This window comes from Pseudomonas oryzihabitans (assembly GCF_024652905.1).
In the GTDB taxonomy this organism is placed as follows: domain Bacteria; phylum Pseudomonadota; class Gammaproteobacteria; order Pseudomonadales; family Pseudomonadaceae; genus Chryseomonas; species Chryseomonas benzopyrenica.
In genome coordinates this window covers 4,651,532-4,668,143 of the sequence record NZ_CP102428.1, presented here as the reverse complement: position 1 = coordinate 4,668,143, position 16,612 = coordinate 4,651,532, and the positions used below count along the sequence as shown (strand labels likewise).

The 16,612-nt window shown below is 64.7% G+C and carries 19 protein-coding genes; 3 read left to right on the top strand and 16 right to left on the bottom strand.

The features are described from left to right. Positions 1-13: 13 nt before the first annotated feature. The 6 genes from ispH to murJ all read right to left on the bottom strand — a co-directional run bounded on the left by ispH (position 14) and on the right by murJ (position 7,329). Positions 14-958 carry a 4-hydroxy-3-methylbut-2-enyl diphosphate reductase gene (ispH, locus tag NRG74_RS21610; protein WP_257705281.1) on the bottom strand — a complete coding sequence of 315 codons (945 nt, stop codon included), beginning with the start codon at positions 956-958 and terminating at the stop codon, positions 14-16. A gap of 34 nt (positions 959-992) precedes the next feature. Continuing rightward, entirely contained in the window at positions 993-1,439 is a 447-nt protein-coding gene (locus NRG74_RS21605; RefSeq protein WP_007160800.1) for an FKBP-type peptidyl-prolyl cis-trans isomerase, read from the bottom strand. Then, positions 1,432-1,935: a signal peptidase II gene (lspA, locus tag NRG74_RS21600; protein ID WP_257705280.1), complete on the bottom strand. Its 504-nt coding sequence runs from the start codon at positions 1,933-1,935 to the stop codon at positions 1,432-1,434. Before lspA ends, NRG74_RS21605 begins: the two co-directional genes overlap by 8 nt. Next, the gene (ileS, locus tag NRG74_RS21595) at positions 1,928-4,762 is read right to left on the bottom strand and encodes an isoleucine--tRNA ligase (protein ID WP_257705279.1); all 2,835 of its coding nucleotides are present in this window, start codon (positions 4,760-4,762) and stop codon (positions 1,928-1,930) included. Before ileS ends, lspA begins: the two co-directional genes overlap by 8 nt. A 1-nt stretch (position 4,763) precedes the next feature. After that, positions 4,764-5,711 carry a bifunctional riboflavin kinase/FAD synthetase gene (gene ribF, locus NRG74_RS21590; RefSeq protein ID WP_017640853.1) on the bottom strand — a complete coding sequence of 316 codons (948 nt, stop codon included), beginning with the start codon at positions 5,709-5,711 and terminating at the stop codon, positions 4,764-4,766. A 79-nt stretch (positions 5,712-5,790) separates the two neighbouring features. Further along, the gene (gene murJ / locus NRG74_RS21585; protein WP_257705278.1) at positions 5,791-7,329 is read right to left on the bottom strand and encodes a murein biosynthesis integral membrane protein MurJ; all 1,539 of its coding nucleotides are present in this window, start codon (positions 7,327-7,329) and stop codon (positions 5,791-5,793) included. A gap of 243 nt (positions 7,330-7,572) precedes the next feature. Between murJ and rpsT the strand changes: the two genes are divergently transcribed. Further along, positions 7,573-7,851, top strand: a complete 279-nt coding sequence (rpsT, locus tag NRG74_RS21580; protein WP_017640855.1) for a 30S ribosomal protein S20 — start codon at positions 7,573-7,575, stop codon at positions 7,849-7,851. 95 nt (positions 7,852-7,946) lie between these two features. On the opposite strand, the gene proB is transcribed toward rpsT, so the two are convergent. From proB to rplU, 4 genes are all read right to left on the bottom strand, one after another. Further along, a complete protein-coding gene (gene proB, locus NRG74_RS21575) occupies positions 7,947-9,065 on the bottom strand; it encodes a glutamate 5-kinase (protein WP_017640856.1) in 1,119 nt (372 codons plus the stop codon). Between the two features lie 15 nt (positions 9,066-9,080). Further along, positions 9,081-10,292, bottom strand: coding sequence for an Obg family GTPase CgtA (gene cgtA / locus NRG74_RS21570; protein ID WP_017640857.1), 1,212 nt, complete (start codon positions 10,290-10,292; stop codon positions 9,081-9,083). Positions 10,293-10,414: 122 nt separating this feature from the next. Next, entirely contained in the window at positions 10,415-10,675 is a 261-nt protein-coding gene (gene rpmA, locus NRG74_RS21565; RefSeq protein ID WP_007160792.1) for a 50S ribosomal protein L27, read from the bottom strand. A gap of 26 nt (positions 10,676-10,701) precedes the next feature. Then, a complete protein-coding gene (gene rplU, locus NRG74_RS21560) occupies positions 10,702-11,016 on the bottom strand; it encodes a 50S ribosomal protein L21 (RefSeq protein ID WP_007160791.1) in 315 nt (104 codons plus the stop codon). A gap of 400 nt (positions 11,017-11,416) precedes the next feature. On the opposite strand from rplU, the gene NRG74_RS21555 reads away from it, so the two are divergent. Beyond that, positions 11,417-12,391 carry a polyprenyl synthetase family protein gene (locus NRG74_RS21555; protein WP_160923906.1) on the top strand — a complete coding sequence of 325 codons (975 nt, stop codon included), beginning with the start codon at positions 11,417-11,419 and terminating at the stop codon, positions 12,389-12,391. 135 nt (positions 12,392-12,526) lie between these two features. Beyond that, positions 12,527-12,781, top strand: coding sequence for a PA4570 family protein (locus NRG74_RS21550; protein ID WP_017640860.1), 255 nt, complete (start codon positions 12,527-12,529; stop codon positions 12,779-12,781). Between the two features lie 2 nt (positions 12,782-12,783). On the opposite strand, the gene NRG74_RS21545 is transcribed toward NRG74_RS21550, so the two are convergent. From NRG74_RS21545 to NRG74_RS21520, 6 genes are all read right to left on the bottom strand, one after another. Further along, positions 12,784-13,401 carry an FKBP-type peptidyl-prolyl cis-trans isomerase gene (locus NRG74_RS21545; RefSeq protein WP_064308080.1) on the bottom strand — a complete coding sequence of 206 codons (618 nt, stop codon included), beginning with the start codon at positions 13,399-13,401 and terminating at the stop codon, positions 12,784-12,786. 42 nt (positions 13,402-13,443) lie between these two features. Continuing rightward, the gene (locus NRG74_RS21540; protein WP_081737463.1) at positions 13,444-13,599 is read right to left on the bottom strand and encodes a DUF2256 domain-containing protein; all 156 of its coding nucleotides are present in this window, start codon (positions 13,597-13,599) and stop codon (positions 13,444-13,446) included. Further along, on the bottom strand, positions 13,596-15,146 hold the full coding sequence (locus NRG74_RS21535) for a cryptochrome/photolyase family protein (RefSeq protein WP_257705277.1): 1,551 nt from the start codon (positions 15,144-15,146) through the stop codon (positions 13,596-13,598). Before NRG74_RS21535 ends, NRG74_RS21540 begins: the two co-directional genes overlap by 4 nt. Then, a complete protein-coding gene (locus tag NRG74_RS21530) occupies positions 15,143-15,448 on the bottom strand; it encodes a DUF6482 family protein (RefSeq protein ID WP_160923909.1) in 306 nt (101 codons plus the stop codon). Before NRG74_RS21530 ends, NRG74_RS21535 begins: the two co-directional genes overlap by 4 nt. A gap of 147 nt (positions 15,449-15,595) precedes the next feature. After that, complete coding sequence (locus NRG74_RS21525; RefSeq protein ID WP_017640865.1) at positions 15,596-16,084, bottom strand: TIGR00645 family protein; 489 nt, start codon at positions 16,082-16,084, stop codon at positions 15,596-15,598. Between the two features lie 81 nt (positions 16,085-16,165). Next, a complete protein-coding gene (locus tag NRG74_RS21520) occupies positions 16,166-16,507 on the bottom strand; it encodes a hypothetical protein (RefSeq protein WP_007160783.1) in 342 nt (113 codons plus the stop codon). Positions 16,508-16,612 lie beyond the last annotated feature (105 nt).

The window sequence follows — 16,612 nt, the reverse complement described above, 5'->3', positions numbered from 1 at the left end:
CGCCAGCGACGTCCTATACCGCCTTTACCCTGAGCTCTCGCGGCAGGGTGAAGGTGATGTGTTCCGGCTCACCTTCCAGCTCGACCTCGCCAGTGGCGCCCCAGCTCTGCAGCTGGTCGATGACGCCGCGTACCAGGACTTCGGGGGCCGAAGCACCGGCGGTGACGCCGATGCGTTGCACGCCTTCGAACCAGCTCTGCTGCATATCCTCGGCGCCATCGATGAGATAGGCCGGGGTGCCCAGGCGTTCGGCGAGTTCGCGCAGGCGGTTGGAGTTGGAGCTGGTGGGGCTGCCCACCACCAGTACCACGTCGCTTTCCAGCGCCAGGGTCTTCACCGCGTCCTGGCGGTTGGTGGTGGCGTAGCAGATGTCGTTCTTGCGCGGGCCGTTGATCTGGGGAAACTTGGCGCGCAGGGCGTCGATCACCTTGCGGGTGTCGTCCATCGACAGGGTGGTCTGGGAGACGTAGAACAGGGCTTCGGGGTTGCGCACCTCGAGCTTTGCCACGTCGTCCTCGTCTTCCACCAGGTAGATGGCGCCACCGGCGCGATCGTCGTACTGACCCATGGTGCCCTCCACTTCCGGGTGCCCGGTGTGGCCGATGAGGATGCACTCCTGGCCGTCGCGGCTGTAGCGCGCGACTTCCATGTGCACCTTGGTCACCAGTGGACAGGTGGCGTCGAAGACCTTCAGACCACGCGCGGCGGCCTCGCGGCGCACGGCCTGCGAGACGCCATGGGCGCTGAAGATGAGGATGACGTCGTCCGGTACGTCGGCCACGTCTTCGACGAAGACGGCGCCGCGGGCGCGCAGGTTGTCGACCACGAACTTGTTGTGCACCACTTCGTGACGCACATAGATGGGCGGACCGAAAACGTCCAGCGCCCGGTCGACGATGTCGATGGCGCGGTCCACGCCGGCGCAGAAGCCGCGGGGATTGGCGAGCTTGATCTGCATAGGCTCCTCTGCCCGCTTCACGGGCGGCGTTGGATCAATGGGAGACGGCAGGCTCGATGGCCAGAATTTCCACGTCGAAGGTCAGCACACGGCCGGCCAGCGGGTGGTTGAAGTCGATGATCACCTGCTCGTCGTCGTAGCTCTTGACCACGCCAGGCATCTCGCCGCCGGCGGCGTCGCTGAAGATGATCAGCAGGCCGGGCGACAGCTCCATGTCGCTGAAGTCGTCCCGGGCCATGGTCTGCAGATTGCCGTCATTGGGCTGGCCGAAGCCACGCTCCGGCGGAATGGTCAGGCTGGTCTTGGTACCGGCTTCCAGGCCGAACAGCGCCTGCTCGAAACCAGGCAGCAGATTGCCGTCACCAACGGTGAAGGTGGCCGGCGCCTTGTCGAAGGTGCTGTCCACCACGTCGCCGTTCTGCAGCTTGATGGCGAAATGCAGGGTGACCCGGGTATCCGGACCTATGGTTATCTCAGCCATGGGCTTCCTCGGGTTTCTTCTTACGGAACATGTCCAGCGCCAGCATGATGGCACCGACGGTAATGGCGCTGTCGGCCAGGTTGAAGGCCGGATAGCGCCACTCCTGACGCCAGTGCACCAGGATGAAGTCGACGACATGGCCCAGCACCAAGCGGTCATAGAGATTGCCCAGGGCGCCACCAAGGATCAGGGCCAGGGCGATGGCGGTCCAGGTGTCGTTGCGCAGGCGCTTGAGCCAGACCACCAGGACCACGCTCACTACCGCCGCGATGCCAGCGAAGAACCAGCGCTGCCAGCCGGAGTGATCGGCCAGGAAGCTGAAGGCCGCGCCAGGGTTGTAGGCCAGGGTCCAGCTGAGGATGTCCGGAATCACCGGCACCTGCTGGTAAAGCGACAGGTTGGCCTGGAAGTAAAGCTTGGTCAGCTGATCCAGCAGGATCACTAACACACTCAGGGCCAACCAGGGCAAGGCACCGAAACGCTGGGCGTCACGCATGCTCACGCACCTCGCCTGCGCCGTAGACGTTGGTCACGCAACGCTCGCAGATCTCCGGGTGTGCGGCATCCTGGCCGACGCTGTGGCTGTGGTGCCAGCAGCGGGCGCACTTGGGTGCCTCGGACTTGCGCACCACCAGCTTGAGCCCGCTCAGCTCGCTGACCACGGCGCCTTCCGGGGCCTGTTCCAGCGGCTGGACAGCCGCCTGGGACGAGATCAGCACGAACCTCAGTTCGTTGCCCAGGGCCTCCAGCACGGTCTGCAGAGCGCTGTCGGCGTAGAGGGTGATCTCCGCCTGCAGGCTGCCGCCGAGGGTCTTGGCCGCACGCTGGTTTTCCAGTTCCTTGTTGACCGCGGCCTTGACCGCCATGACCTGATCCCAGTAGGCGCGATCCAGGGTCGCGCCCTCGGGCAGGGCGAAGAGGCCGTCGTACCAGGTGGTCAGCATCACCGACTCTTCCCGCTCGCCCGGCAGGTACTGCCAGATCTCGTCGGCGGTAAAGGACAGGATGGGCGCGATCCAGCGCACCAGGGCCTCGGCGATCAGGTACAGCGCGGTCTGGCAGGAACGCCGCGGCAGGCTGTCGGCGCCGGTGGTGTACTGGCGGTCCTTGATGATGTCCAAGTAGAAGCCACCCAGCTCCTGCACGCAGAAGTTGTGCACCTTCTGGTAGACGTTGAGGAAGCGGTACTCAGCGTAGGCCTGCTCGATTTCCCGTTGCAGCAACAGGGCGCGATCCACGGCCCAGCGGTCCAGGTCGATCATGTCCTCGGGGGCGACCCGATTAACCGCCGGATCGAAGCCGGACAGGTTGGAGAGCAGGAAGCGCGCGGTGTTACGGATGCGGCGATAGGAGTCGGCGCTGCGCTGCAGTATCTGGTCGGAGACCGCCATCTCGCCGGTGTAGTCGGTCGAGGCGACCCAGAGGCGCAGGATGTCGGCGCCCAGGCTGTCGATGACCTTTTGCGGAGCGACCACGTTGCCCAGCGACTTGGACTGCTTGCGGCCCTGCTCGTCCACGGTGAAACCGTGGGTCAGCAGCTCCTTGTAGGGGGCATGGCCGTCGATGGCGCAACCGGTCAACAGCGAGGAGTGGAACCAGCCGCGATGCTGGTCGGAACCCTCAAGGTAGAGATCGGCTACCGGACCCTGGTCATGGGCGAGCTCGGCATGGGAGCCACGCAGCACGTGCCAGTGGGTGGTGCCGGAATCGAACCAGACGTCGAGGGTGTCGCGACTCTTGTCGTACTGGCCGGCTTCTTCGCCGAGCAGTTCGGCGGGATCGAGCTTGAACCAGGCTTCGATGCCCTCGCGCTCGACGCGCTGGGCGACCTCTTCCATCAGCTCGACGGTGCGCGGATGCAGCTCGCCGCTTTCCTTGTGGGTGAAGAAGGGAATCGGCACACCCCAGTTGCGCTGGCGCGAGATGCACCAGTCGGGACGTCCGGCGATCATGCCGTGCAGCCGCGCCTGGCCCCAGGCCGGGACGAACTGGGTCTGCTCGATGGCCTCCAGGGAGCGCTCGCGCAGGGTGGCGCCTTCGTTGGGCTGCTTGTCCATGCCAACGAACCACTGGGCGGTGGCGCGATAGATCAGCGGAGTCTTGTGGCGCCAGCAGTGCATGTAGCTGTGATTGATCGCTTCGTGCTTGAGCAGCGCGCCCGCCTCTTGCAGCGTGGCGACGATGGCCGGATTGGCCTTCCAGATGAACTGGCCACCAAACAGCGGCAGCGACTCGGCGTAGACGCCATTGCTCTGCACCGGATTGAGGATGTCGTCGTTGCTCAGGCCGTATTGCTTGCAGATGCGGAAGTCGTCCTCGCCATAGGCGGGCGAACAGTGCACCACACCGGTCCCGGCGCCCAGCTCGACGTACTCGGCCAGGTAGATGGGCGACAGCCGCTCGTACAGCGGGTGGCGGAAGTTGATCAGTTCCAGGGCGGTACCCGGGGCAGTGGCGATCACCTCGCCCTGCAGGCCGTAGCGCGCCAGGCAGCTTTCCACCAGCTCTTCGGCCAGCAGCAGCAGGCGGTCGCCGACATCCACCAGCGCATAGGTGAATTCGGGATGCACGTTGAGCGCCTGGTTGGCCGGGATGGTCCAGGGGGTGGTGGTCCAGATGACGATGGCGGTGGGCTTGGCCAGCGCACCGAGGCCGAAGGCGGCCGCCAGCTTGCCAGCATCGGCGACCGGGAAGGCCACGTCGATGGCGTCGGAACGCTTGTCCTGATACTCCACCTCGGCCTCGGCCAGGGCCGAGCCGCAGTCGAAGCAGAAGTTAACCGGCTTAAGGCCCTTGAAGACGAAGCCCTTCTTGACCAGCTCGCCCAGGGCACGGATCTCGCCGGCCTCGTTGGCGAAGTTCATGGTCAGGTAGGGATTGCTCCAGTCACCCAGTACGCCCAGGCGGACGAAGCCGGCCTTCTGCTCTTCGATCTGCTCGCTGGCATAGGCGCGGCAGCGCTCGCGGGTCAGGTCCGCCGGCTGATTCTTGCCGAAGGTGGTCTCCACCTTGTGCTCGATGGGCAGGCCATGGCAGTCCCAGCCCGGCACATAGGGGGCATCGAAGCCGGCCAGGGTCTTGGACCGGGTGATGATGTCCTTGAGGATCTTGTTCAGCGCATGACCGATGTGGATGCTGCCGTTGGCATAGGGCGGACCGTCATGCAGGATGAAGGTCGGCCGGCCCTTGCCGATGGCGCGCAGCTTCCCGTACAGGTCGATGTCCTGCCAGCGCTTGAGCGCTTCCGGCTCGCGCTGCGGCAGGCCGGCTTTCATCGGGAATGCCGTTTCCGGCAGATTGAGCGTCGCTTTGTAATCGGTCATGTCAGTCCAGGCTCGTTGACGGTTGCCCCTGCCAGTAGGCGCGGGCCGTGGCGACGTCCGCTTCGATCGCCGCCTTGAGGGCCTCCAGAGAGGCGAATTTCTGTTCGTCGCGGACCTTCTGCACGAAGGTCACGCTGAGGTGGCGGCCATAGAGGTCGCCGGCAAAGTCCAGCAGATGGATCTCCAGGTGCGGACGGCCATCGCCCTGCACCGTCGGCCGCTGGCCGATGTTGGCCACCCCTGGCACCACCCGCCCATCGATCAGGCTGCTGACCAGATAGACGCCGCGTAGCGGCGGCCGACGCCGCTTGAGCTGGACGTTGGCGGTGGGCCAACCCAGCTGACGCGCCAGCTTCTGGCCATGCAACACCCGCCCCGAAAGGCTGTAGGGTCGTCCCAGCATGCGCGCGGCCAGGGCCAGATCGCCATCGGCCAGGGCCTGGCGGATCAGGGTACTGCTTACCCGCAGGCCATCCAACTCGACGGTGGTGGCGGCTTCCAGGGTGAAACCGTGGTCGCGAGCGGCCAGATTCAGGTAGGTGAAGTCGCCGGCACGGTCGCAGCCGAAACGGAAGTCGTCACCGATCTCCAGGTGCTTCACCCCCAGGCCGTCCACCAGCACCTGCTGGACGAAGGCCTCGGCGGACAACTCGCGCAGCCGCCGATTGAAATTCAGGCAGAGCACGTTGTCGACGCCCAGGCGCGCGAAGCATTCCAGCTTCTCGCGCAGGCGGGTCAAGCGCACCGGCGCGATGTCAGGCAGGAAGAATTCCCGGGGCTGCGGTTCGAAGATCACCACGCAACTGGGCACCCCGAGCTCCGCCGCCCGCTCACGCAGCCGCGCGAGGATGGCCTGGTGCCCCAGGTGAACCCCGTCGAAGTTGCCGATGGTGGCAACGCAGCCCTTGGGAAAGGCGTCGAGATGATGGAGACCGCGAAACAGCTGCATGGGTAGGGATTGCTCAGAAATTAATCGATTATATCCGGATGCCCGCCGCGAGGACAGGCGCACACCCGGCCATGTGCAATCACAGCACCGCCCGCCGATTGAAGTCGCGCAGGCGGAAACCGAGCAGGAACAGGCTGGCGAAATAGGCCAGTACGCCCGCCGCGACCAGGCCGCCCAGACGCAGCAGGCGCTGCCACATCAGCCCTTCGCTCCAACTGGGCAGCAGCTGCATCAGGCCGAACAGGACGGCGCTCATCACCGCCACCGCGATCAGCAGTCGCAGCAGGAAGCCCGTCCAGCCGGCCTGAGGAATGAACAGGTTATGGCGGCGCAACTGCCAGAATAAAAGGCCGGCGTTGAGACAGGCCGCCAGACCTATGGCCAGGGCCAGGCCGACGTGCTGCAGCGGCCCGATCAGGATCAGGTTGAGCACCTGGGTCACCGCCAGGGTGAAGAGCGCGATCTTTACCGGCGTCTTGATGTTCTGCTGGGCATAGAAGCCCGGCGCCAGCACCTTGACCAGGATGATGCCGAGCAGTCCCACGGCATAGGCGACCAGCGCCCGCTGGGTCATCAGGGCGTCATGGGCATCGAAGCGACCGTACTGGAACAGCGAGACGGTCAGCGGCTCGGACAGCAGCGCCAGGGCCGCGGAACAGGGCAGCACCAGCAGGAAGCACAGCCGCAGGCCCCAGTCGAGCAGCCGCGAGTATTCCTGGCGATCGGCCTTGGCATAGGTCCGCGACAGCGCCGGCAGCAGGATGGTCCCCAGGGCCACGCCAAGCACCCCCGAGGGCAATTCCATGAGGCGATCGGCGTAGTACATCCAGGACACCGAGCCGGCGGCCAGGAAGGAGGCGAAGATGGTGTTGATGATCAGCGAGATCTGGCTGACCGAGACCCCTAGGATCGCCGGCCCCATCTGTTTCATGACCCGCCAGACACCGGCGTCGCGCAGATTCAGCCGCGGCAGCACCAGCATGCCGATGCGCTTGAGGTGCGGCAGCTGATAGAGGAACTGCGCCAGGCCACCCACCAGGGTCGCCCAGGCCAGCGCCATGATCGGCGGATCGAAATAGGGCGTCAGGAACAGCGCGAAGATGATCATGCTGATGTTGAGCAGGGTCGGTACGAAGGCCGGTACGCTGAACCTGTTCCAGGTGTTGAGCACGGCGCCGGCCAGGGACGCCAGGGAGATCAGCAGGATGTAGGGAAAGGTCACCCGCAGCAGGCTGGAGGTGAGGGCGAATTTCTCCGGGGTGTCGGCGAAACCCGGCGCGGTGATCCAGATCACCAGGGGCGCGGCCAGCATGCCCAGCACCGTGACCACGGCCAGCACCAGGGTCAGCAGGCCGCTGACGTAGGCCAGGAAGGTGCGGGTGGCCTCCTCGCCCTGCTGGGCCTTGTATTCGGCCAGAATGGGTACGAAGGCCTGGGAGAAGGCGCCCTCGGCGAAGATACGCCGCAAGAGATTGGGCAGCTTGAAGGCGACGAAAAAGGCATCGGTGGCCATGCCGGCGCCAAAGGTGCGGGCGACGATGGTGTCGCGCACGAAACCCAGCACGCGGGACAGCATGGTCATGGAGCTGACGGCGGCCAGGGACTTGAGCAGATTCATGACTGAGAGAGCACTCGGTGAACGCAGCGGGAGGTGACGAAAGATGCGCGTGAGCGCAGTCGCGCGATGGGCACAAGCGATCGAGTGTAACGACGCACTTCATCGGCGACCAGCCGGATATCCATCCAGACAGCCTTGACAGCCGCCGCTAGGGGCGTCAAGATTCGCGACCTTAATTTAGCTCTGTACTCGCTACAGAGTTCGCTCTGTACCCAATACAGTCTTTTTCGAAGGAGCTCCACGGTGGCTAACTCCCCCTCCGCCAAAAAACGCGCCAAACAGGCTGAGAAGCGTCGCAGCCACAATGCGAGCCTGCGCTCCATGGTGCGCACCTACATCAAGAACGTCGTCAAGGCGATCGACGCCAAGGACCTGGAAAAAGCCAAGTCCGCCTATATCGCTGCCGTTCCGGTCATCGACCGCATGGCCGACAAGGGCATCATCGACAAGAACAAGGCCGCTCGCCACAAGAGCCGCCTGAACGCTCACATCAAGGCCCTGGCTACCCCCGCCGCCGCCTGATCAGCGTTCGAATAAAAAACCGGCCTCGGCCGGTTTTTTATTGCCTGCGATTTGAGAACACAACGCCTCCGAAGAGGCGCCAGGATCGACGATCGTCAGACCAGGACCAGATTGTCCCGATGGATCAGTTCGGGTTCGTAGACGTAACCCAACTCGACGACGATGGCATCCGAAGGTCTTCCTAGGATGCGTCGCGCCTCGGTCGCACTGTAGTTGACCAGACCACGCGCCACTTCGCGCCCATCCGGACCGACGCAGGCGACCATCTCGCCACGCCGGAAGCTGCCCTCCAACTCCCGCACACCCACCGGCAGCAGACTACGATGCCCGCCCACCAGGGCCTGCACCGCACCGGCGTCCAGGCGCAGGGTGCCACGCACCTGCAAATGCCCGGCCAGCCACTGCTTGCGCGCCGCCACCAGGCCGCGCTCGGGTGACAGCAGGGTGCCCAGCTGCTCGCCCTGCTGCAGGCGACTGAGCACCTGCTGGATACGGCCACCGACGATGACGGTATAGGCACCGGAGCGCGCCGCGAGACGAGCCGCGCGCAGCTTGGTCTGCATGCCGCCACGCCCCAGGGCGCCGCCGGTACCGCCAGCGACCAGATCCAGGGCCGGATCGTCGGCGCGCGCCTCGCTGATGAGGCTGGCGTCGGGGTTGTTGCGCGGATCGGCGTCGAACATGCCATCGCGATCGGTGAGGATGACCAGCAGATCGGCCTCGACTAGGTTGGCCACCAGGGCAGCCAGGGTGTCGTTGTCGCCAAAGCGGATCTCGTCGGTCACGACGGTATCGTTCTCGTTGATCACCGGCACCACACCCAGGCTCACCAGGGTGCGCAGGGTGCTGCGGGCATTGAGATAGCGCTTGCGATCGGACAGGTCGTCATGGGTGAGCAGGATCTGCGCGGTCTGCACCTGATGCTCGGCGAAACTGGATTCCCAGGCCTGCACCAGCCCCATCTGCCCCACCGCCGCCGCGGCCTGCAACTCGTTGATGGCGGTCGGGCGCTGCGCCCAGCCGAGCCGACTCATACCAGCCGCCACCGCCCCCGAAGAGACCAGCACCAGCTCGATGCCGGCCTGGTGCAGCGCCACCATCTGCTCGACCCAGCCGGCCATGGCCCCGCCGTCCAGGCAACGACCGTCGTCGGTCAGCAGGGCACTACCGATCTTCACCACCCAGCGCTGGGCGCCAGACACCTGATCACGCATGGGCAAGCTCCTTTCTTACCGTACGTAGAAGATTTCCGGACCGTCGCCGTCGTCTTCGTCATCGAAGTCGTCATCGGCATCGTCCACTGCCTTGACTCCGGAACGACGCAGCGCACGCTGGTCGTCCAGCGCCTGCAGCCGCGCACGCGCCTCGTCCTCGATGCGCTGATCGAGTTCTTCCAGCGCCTCGGCATAGGCCGGATCCTCGGCAAGACGCAGGGTACGCTCGTCGAGGTACTGCATGATCGCCTGACAGAGCTGCTCGGTGCCTTCCCGCTCCAGGGCGGAGATGACGAAGACCGGACCCTGCCAGTCCAACCGCTCGACCACCGCCTTGAGGCGCTCTTCGCGCTCGTCATCGAGCAGCTGGTCGGCCTTGTTCAGCACCAGCCAGCGATCACGCTCGCCCAGCGCCGGGCTGAACTTGGTCAGCTCGTTGATGATGGTCTCGGCAGCCTCGGCCGGATCGCTCTCGTCCAGGGGCGCCATGTCGACGAGGTGCAGCAGCAGGCGGGTGCGCGCCAGGTGCTTGAGGAAACGAATCCCCAGGCCCGCGCCTTCCGAAGCGCCTTCGATCAGCCCCGGAATGTCGGCGACCACGAAGCTCTTGAAACGCCCGACGCTGACCACGCCTAGGTTCGGCACCAGGGTGGTGAAGGGATAGTCCGCCACCTTGGGCTTGGCGGCCGACACCGCACGGATGAAGGTGCTCTTGCCGGCATTGGGCAGGCCGAGCAGACCGATGTCCGCCAGCACCTTGAGCTCCAGCTTGAGGTCGCGCTCTTCACCGGGCTTGCCGGGGGTGGTCTGCCGCGGCGCGCGATTGGTACTGGACTTGAACCGGGTGTTGCCCAGGCCGTGCCAGCCGCCTTGGACGACACGGATGCGCTGACCGGGCTGGGTCAGGTCACCAATGATTTCCTGGGTCGCCGCATCGATCACCGTGGTGCCCACGGGAACCGGCAGCACCAGGTCTTCACCCTTGGCGCCGGTGCACTCGGTGCTCCCGCCCTTCTCACCGTTCTGCGCGGTGAAACGCCGGGTGTAACGGTAATCGACCAGGGTGTTCAGGTTGATGTCGGCTTCGAGCCAGATCGACCCGCCATCACCGCCATCACCGCCATTGGGGCCACCCTTCTCGATGAATTTCTCCCGGCGGAAACTCATCATGCCGTTGCCGCCGTCACCCGCTTTTACGTGTATGGATACTTCATCGACGAATTTCATCTGGACCTCCCGCGCTCGCGGGCCGCTGCAAACAAGGAAATAGCTTAACTACAAGGGAAATAGCTTAACTACAAACGAAAAAGCCCCGTCGGGTAGACAGGGCTTTTCTTTCGTCACGGGCCTTAGGCGGCGGCGACGATGCTCACGTAACGACGGCCGAAGGCGCCCTTCACGTCGAACTTGATCACGCCGTCCACTTTCGCGAACAGGGTGTGATCCTTGCCAAGGCCCACGCCGTAACCGGCATGGTACTGGGTGCCGCGCTGACGCACGATGATGTTACCGGCCTTGACGACCTGGCCGCCGTACAGCTTCACGCCAAGGCGTTTGCTTTCGGAATCGCGACCGTTACGAGTAGAACCACCCGCTTTTTTGTGTGCCATGAGTCAATTCTCCGTTAGAGGCGAGATCAGGCCTGGATGCCAGTGATCTTGATTTCAGTGAACCACTGACGGTGGCCCTGACGCTTCATGTGATGCTTACGACGACGGAATTTGATGATGGTGACCTTGTCGTGACGGCCCTGGGCGGTCACTTCGGCGGTCACTTTGGCACCATCAACGACCGGCAGACCGATCTTGACGTCGTCACCGTTGCCAACCAGCAGAACCTGGTCGAAGGTGACGGTTTCACCGGTGGCGATGTCGAGCTTCTCGACCTTCAGGTACTCGCCTTCGGCGACCTTGTATTGCTTGCCACCGGTAACGATAACTGCGTAGGACATGGTAAATCTCCGTTAAACCTGCTCACCCGGTGCTTTATAGGAGGTATCGTCGACCGGCATGGCTGCACGGGACCGGAAGGAGCGCCGCGCAATTGCGTAAGACAGGGGGTTAACCCTAGGAATGTTCAGGGCCCGCGATTCTACGCAAGCCAAGGCCCGGAGGCAAGAGCCGCCCGCCCGCGCCTTGACAGTCCCCCACCCCACCCCTAGCATGCCGCGCAACCTCGTTCAGCGGCCATGCCCGGCCGGTGCCCAACCGAATCGGCAGGAGCGGCGAGCCGCGGGAGCGCGATGGCAATCCCTGGGCATGGCACTGGTGCCGGTCCCTAGGGCATAGTCTGGCGGTCATGCGCCATCCGGCCGCCTGAATATTGCCCGGACCTCCAGTGGACACCTCTCAATGACGCAGCAATCCCAGTCCTTCTATCGCGTGGTGACGGACGATTTCGCCGCCGTAGACGGCATCATCCGCCAGCAGCTGACCTCGCGCGTGCCGCTGGTCGAGAAGATTGGCGACTACATCGTCTCCGCCGGCGGCAAACGCCTGCGTCCGCTGCTGGTCCTGCTGGCCGGCAAGGCCCTCGGGCGCGCCGACCACGATCTGCAGCTGCTGGCGGCCACCATCGAATTCCTACACACCTCCACCCTGCTGCACGACGATGTCGTCGATGCCTCGGGGATGCGCCGCGGCCGTTCCACCGCCAATGCCCTCTGGGGCAATGCGCCCAGCGTGCTGGTCGGCGATTTCCTCTATGCCCGCTCCTTCGAGATGATGGTGGCGCTGGGCTCCATGGAGGTGATGCGCATCATCTCCCAGGCGACCCGCGTCATCGCCGAAGGCGAGGTACTGCAGCTGTCGAAGATCCGTGACGCCAGCACCACCGAAGAGATCTACATGGAGGTCATCCGCGGCAAGACCGCCATGCTCTTCGAAGCCTCCACCCACAGCGCGGCGATCCTGGCCGGCGCCAACGCCGAGCAGGCCGAAGCCCTGCGCCGCTATGGCGATCACCTGGGCGTGGCCTTCCAACTGGTCGATGACCTGCTCGACTACCAAGGCGACGCCGTGGCCCTGGGCAAGAACGTCGGTGACGACCTCGCCGAGGGCAAGCCGACCCTGCCGCTGATCGTGACCATGCGCGAAGGCACTGCCGAACAGGCGGCGCTGGTGCGCCAAGCGATCCGCCAGGGCGGCAGCCAGGACCTGGAAAGCGTGCGTGCCGCCGTCGAAGCCGCCGGCGCCCTCGACTACACGGCGCGCAAGGCGCAGGAATTCGCCGAGCGGGCCATCGCTTGCCTGGACGCCCTGCCCGCCAGTGAATATCGCGACGCCCTGGCCGAACTGGGTCGCTTCTCGGTGGCCCGTACCCACTGACGCCCGGCGCTGACTGATCAAGCCCGCCGTCGTCAGACTGCGGGCTTTTTCATGTCCGACCAAAAAAGTCAGGTAACCCCTTGCTATTTATTGAATAAGAATTATTCTCATAAATAGCACAGTAGGAGCCTTGCCATGACTTATCTGATCGACGCCTGGCTGGACCGGCCTCATCCCTATCTGCGCATCCTCAATCGGGAAACCGGCAAGGTTTGCGCGGAGTTGGACGAGACGGCCCTGGAAGAGCTCAAGGACCTAGGCGAGCTGGATCTGCACAGCCTCACTTCCAGCGAACCGCGGGTGGTGAAGGAGCAGATCCGCCAGGTCTTCCTGTTCAGCTACGCCCTGGCGCTGCGCCCGGAAAACGAGGCGCTACGCCTGGACTGCTAGCGTTAGAGAACGTCGAGCAACTCGACGTCGAACACCAGCACGCTGTGCGGCGGGATGCCGCCGACGCCTTGGGCGCCATAGGCCAGTTCGCTGGGCACATGCAGGCGCCACTTGCTACCGGCGGGCATCAGTTGCAGGGCTTCGGTCCAGCCGGCGATCACGCCGCCGACCGGAAACTCGGCCGGCTGGCCGCGCTGGTAGGAGCTGTCGAACACGCTGCCATCGATGAGGGTGCCATGGTAGTGGGTGCGTACCTGGTCTTCGCGGGTTGGCGTAGCGCCCTCACCTTGGGTGAGCACTTCATATTGCAGACCGGACGGCAGCACCACGACGCCGGGGCGCTCGGCGTTGGCCTTCAGGTAGTCGACGCCTTCCTGGGCCGCTGCGGCGGCCTTGGCCTGGGCTTCCGCCTGCATGCGCTCGCGGATAACGCGGAAGCTGGCATTCAGCGACTCGACGTCCACCTGGGAATCCTGGCCATCGAAAGCTTCGGTGAGGCCGGCGAGCACGGCAGCCAGTTGCATGCCGGGGACCGGATTCTGGCGCAGCTGATCGCCCAGCTGGCGGCCGATGCCGTAGCTGACGCGAGCCTCGTCGGTATCGAGCAGGATGTCGTTCATAGCAGCCTTTCCATCGTGAAAAAAGGAGCCGAGCCTAGCACATCAGGGTCCCGGCTCGCCGCCGAGGCTGCCGCGCTGCCGGCGACAGCGCTCGGAGCAGTAGCGCACCTCGTCCCAGTTGCGCTCCCATTTCTTGCGCCAGGCGAAGGGCCGCTGGCAGACCGGACAGACCTTGGTGGGCAGATCGCCCTTCTTCATAGGGATTCTCCCGCGTCGAGACGCGCCAGCAGGGCCTCGCCACGCCGCCAGAGGGCCTGCTGGCGCTCGGGGGCCTGGCGATCGAGATTGGGATAGAGATTGAGCATGCGCGGATACTGGGCGAACCGCTCGCGATGGCGGATCAGGAAGTGCCAGTAGAGGGCATTGAAGGGGCAGGCCCGCTCGCCCAGGGCCTCGCCGACCTGATAGTGGCAGCCCTTGCAGTAGTCGGACTGGCGACGGATGTACTGGCCGCTGGCGCAATAGGGCTTGCTCGCCAGATAGCCACCGTCCGCATGCATCACCATGGCCTGGGTGTTGGGCAGCTCGACCCACTCGAAGGCATCCAGGTAGACCGCCAGATACCACTCGCCGATGGCCTGGGGCGCGATACCGGCCAGCAGGGCGAAATTGCCGGTGACCATCAACCGCTGGATATGGTGGGCGTAGCCCAGCGCCAGAGTCTGGCCGATGGCCTGGCGCATGCAGGCCATGTCAGTGGCTCCGGTCCAGTAGAAGTCCGGTAGCGCCCGGGTATTGCCCAGCACATTGAGCTCCCGATACTCGGGCATGCGCAGCCAGTAGACGCCATGGACATACTCCCGCCAGCCGATCAGCTGGCGCAGGAAGCCCTCGGCGCTGTTGAGCGGCACCCTCCCCTCACGATAAGCGGCATCCACCTCCGCGCAGAGCTGGCGCAGGTCCAGCAGCCCGATATTGAGCGCCGCACTGATCCGGGCGTGATGCAGATAGGGCTCGCCGCGGGCCATGGCGTCCTGGTAGGTACCGAAGTCGCGCAGCCCTGCATCCAGGAAGTGCCGCCAGAGGCGCTCGGCATCCGCGCGGGTCACCGGATAGTCGAAGCCGTCGAGCCGGCCATAGTGGTGAGCGAAGCGCTGCCCGACCAGCTCGAGCACTTCTTGGGTACAGGCGTCGGGCGGACAGCTGAAGGGCTCGGGAACAGGATGGCCCCTGGGCAGCGCCTTGCGATTGTCCTTGTCCAGATTCCAAACGCCACCGCAAGGCTCGTCTGGACCCTCCATCAGCCAGCCGTGGCGCCGGCGCATGCCGCGGTAGAAGGCCTCCATGCGCAATTCGGTGCGGGTTCCGGCCCAGCGGGCGAAGGCGGCGCGACTGCAGAGAAATCGGTCGTCGCCGTGCCAGCGCACAGGCACCGCCAGATCGAGCCCGTGCAGCGCCTGCTCCAGTCGCCATTCGCCGGTCTCGGTCAGATGGACCTCGTGCGCGCCCGACGCCCTGACCCAGCAGGCGATCTCGGCCGGCAGCGAGCCCTGGTTGTCCGGGTCCTCCAGGGTACGGTAGTGGACCTGGAAGCCACGCGCGCGCATCTCGATGGCGAAATGGCGCATGGCACTGAAGATCAGGGCGATCTTGCGCGGATGGTGAGGCACATAGCTGGCCTCGCTCATGACCTCGGCGAGCAGCAAGACGTCCTGCGCGGGATCGGCGTCGCGCAGGGACGCCAGCTGGGGCGACAGCTGATCGCCGAAGACCGGTAGCAGGCGCCGGACGGCGCCCTCGTTCAAGAGGCGTTCCGGTAGTTCAGCGGGATCTTCAGCGGCTCGGTCGAGCGTGGCGCCATGCCGACCATCTCGTCGTAGGCACTGTGCTGGATGAGAAAGCACGGCAGTGCCGGCAGATCGGCCAGCAGGCGGCGGGCCTGGGCGGCCGAGCCCAGGCGGTAGAAGTGCCCGTCCCGTCCAGTCAGTCGCGTGCGACCGTCCTGGGTGAGCACCTCGAGCACATAGAAGCCGCCTTCGATGGACAGCAGGTTGATTTCACGGACCTCGCCGGCCTGGGCGCGCTGGGTCAATTCCGGCAATTGCATGGGAACCTCCGGGTCGAGATCGACATCCGGGATGACGTCGATTGGCAGCTGTGAGCATTCGACAACCTAGGACAGGCAAGCGCAGCGGCGCAATCCACAAAGCGTAAGCGAAAGATGCCGACGGCGGACGAGTGGCCGCCCTGCCGGTCAGTGCTTGGTCAGCCGATCCAGGTAACCCATGGCGAAGGCCGAGACCACGAACACTAGGTGAATGATCACGTACCACTTGAGGTATTCGGGATTGGTGTTCTGGGCATCCATGAAGATGCGCAGCAGGTGGATCGAGGAGATGGCGACGATGGAGGCGGCCACCTTGTTCTTGAGCGACCCCGAATCCATCTTGCCCAGCCAGCTGAGCTTTTCCGACCCTTCGTCGATGTCCAGCTGGGACACGAAGTTCTCATAGCCGGAGATCATCACCATGACCAGCAGACCACCCACCAGCGCCATGTCGATCAGCGACAGCACCAGCAGGATCAGCTCGGCTTCGGTGGATTCGAAGATATGCGGCAGGACGTGGAAGACTTCCTGAAAGAACTTGAGCGCCAGCAGAACCAGCGCCAACGACAATCCCAGATAGATGGGCGCCAGCAGCCAGCGGGAGGCGTAAAGGGCTTTTTCGATCAGACGTTCCATGCAGACTCGCTCGGTTTACCAGGGCCGGGCGAGTATACCGGGGCGTTGCGGACGGACCAATGCGGCAGGTTGTACCGTTGCTCAGGCGTCGGGACCGACCTGGAAGCGAACCTGCTGATGGGCTCGTTCGCCATTCATCTTGCGCAGCTCACTCTGCATGTGCAGGCGCCAGATCTGGGTCTCTTCAACCTGGATGTAGCCCTGTTCGACCAGGTTCTCGGCGATGGCGGTCATGACGCCTTCGGCCGCCTTGGGCCCGTGGAAAGGCCCCTGGGCCTTGATGGCGGTGGGCTGCTGGCCATTGAGGCCGGCAGCGCACAGCAGGGTCCAGAGGCCCTGTTCCTGACCGAGCGGTTTGATTTCGCATTCGATACGGGTGACGAGGCCCAGGCAGGGACGGATCAGGGTAATGGTGCGGGACATGGCGTCATCCTCTCGAAGCGCTCAATGCTCGCCGGTCCTAGGCCAGAGGTATCCACAAAGGCTGTGGACAACCCTGTTGGTCAACAGGGGGCAAGCGGGTCTGGG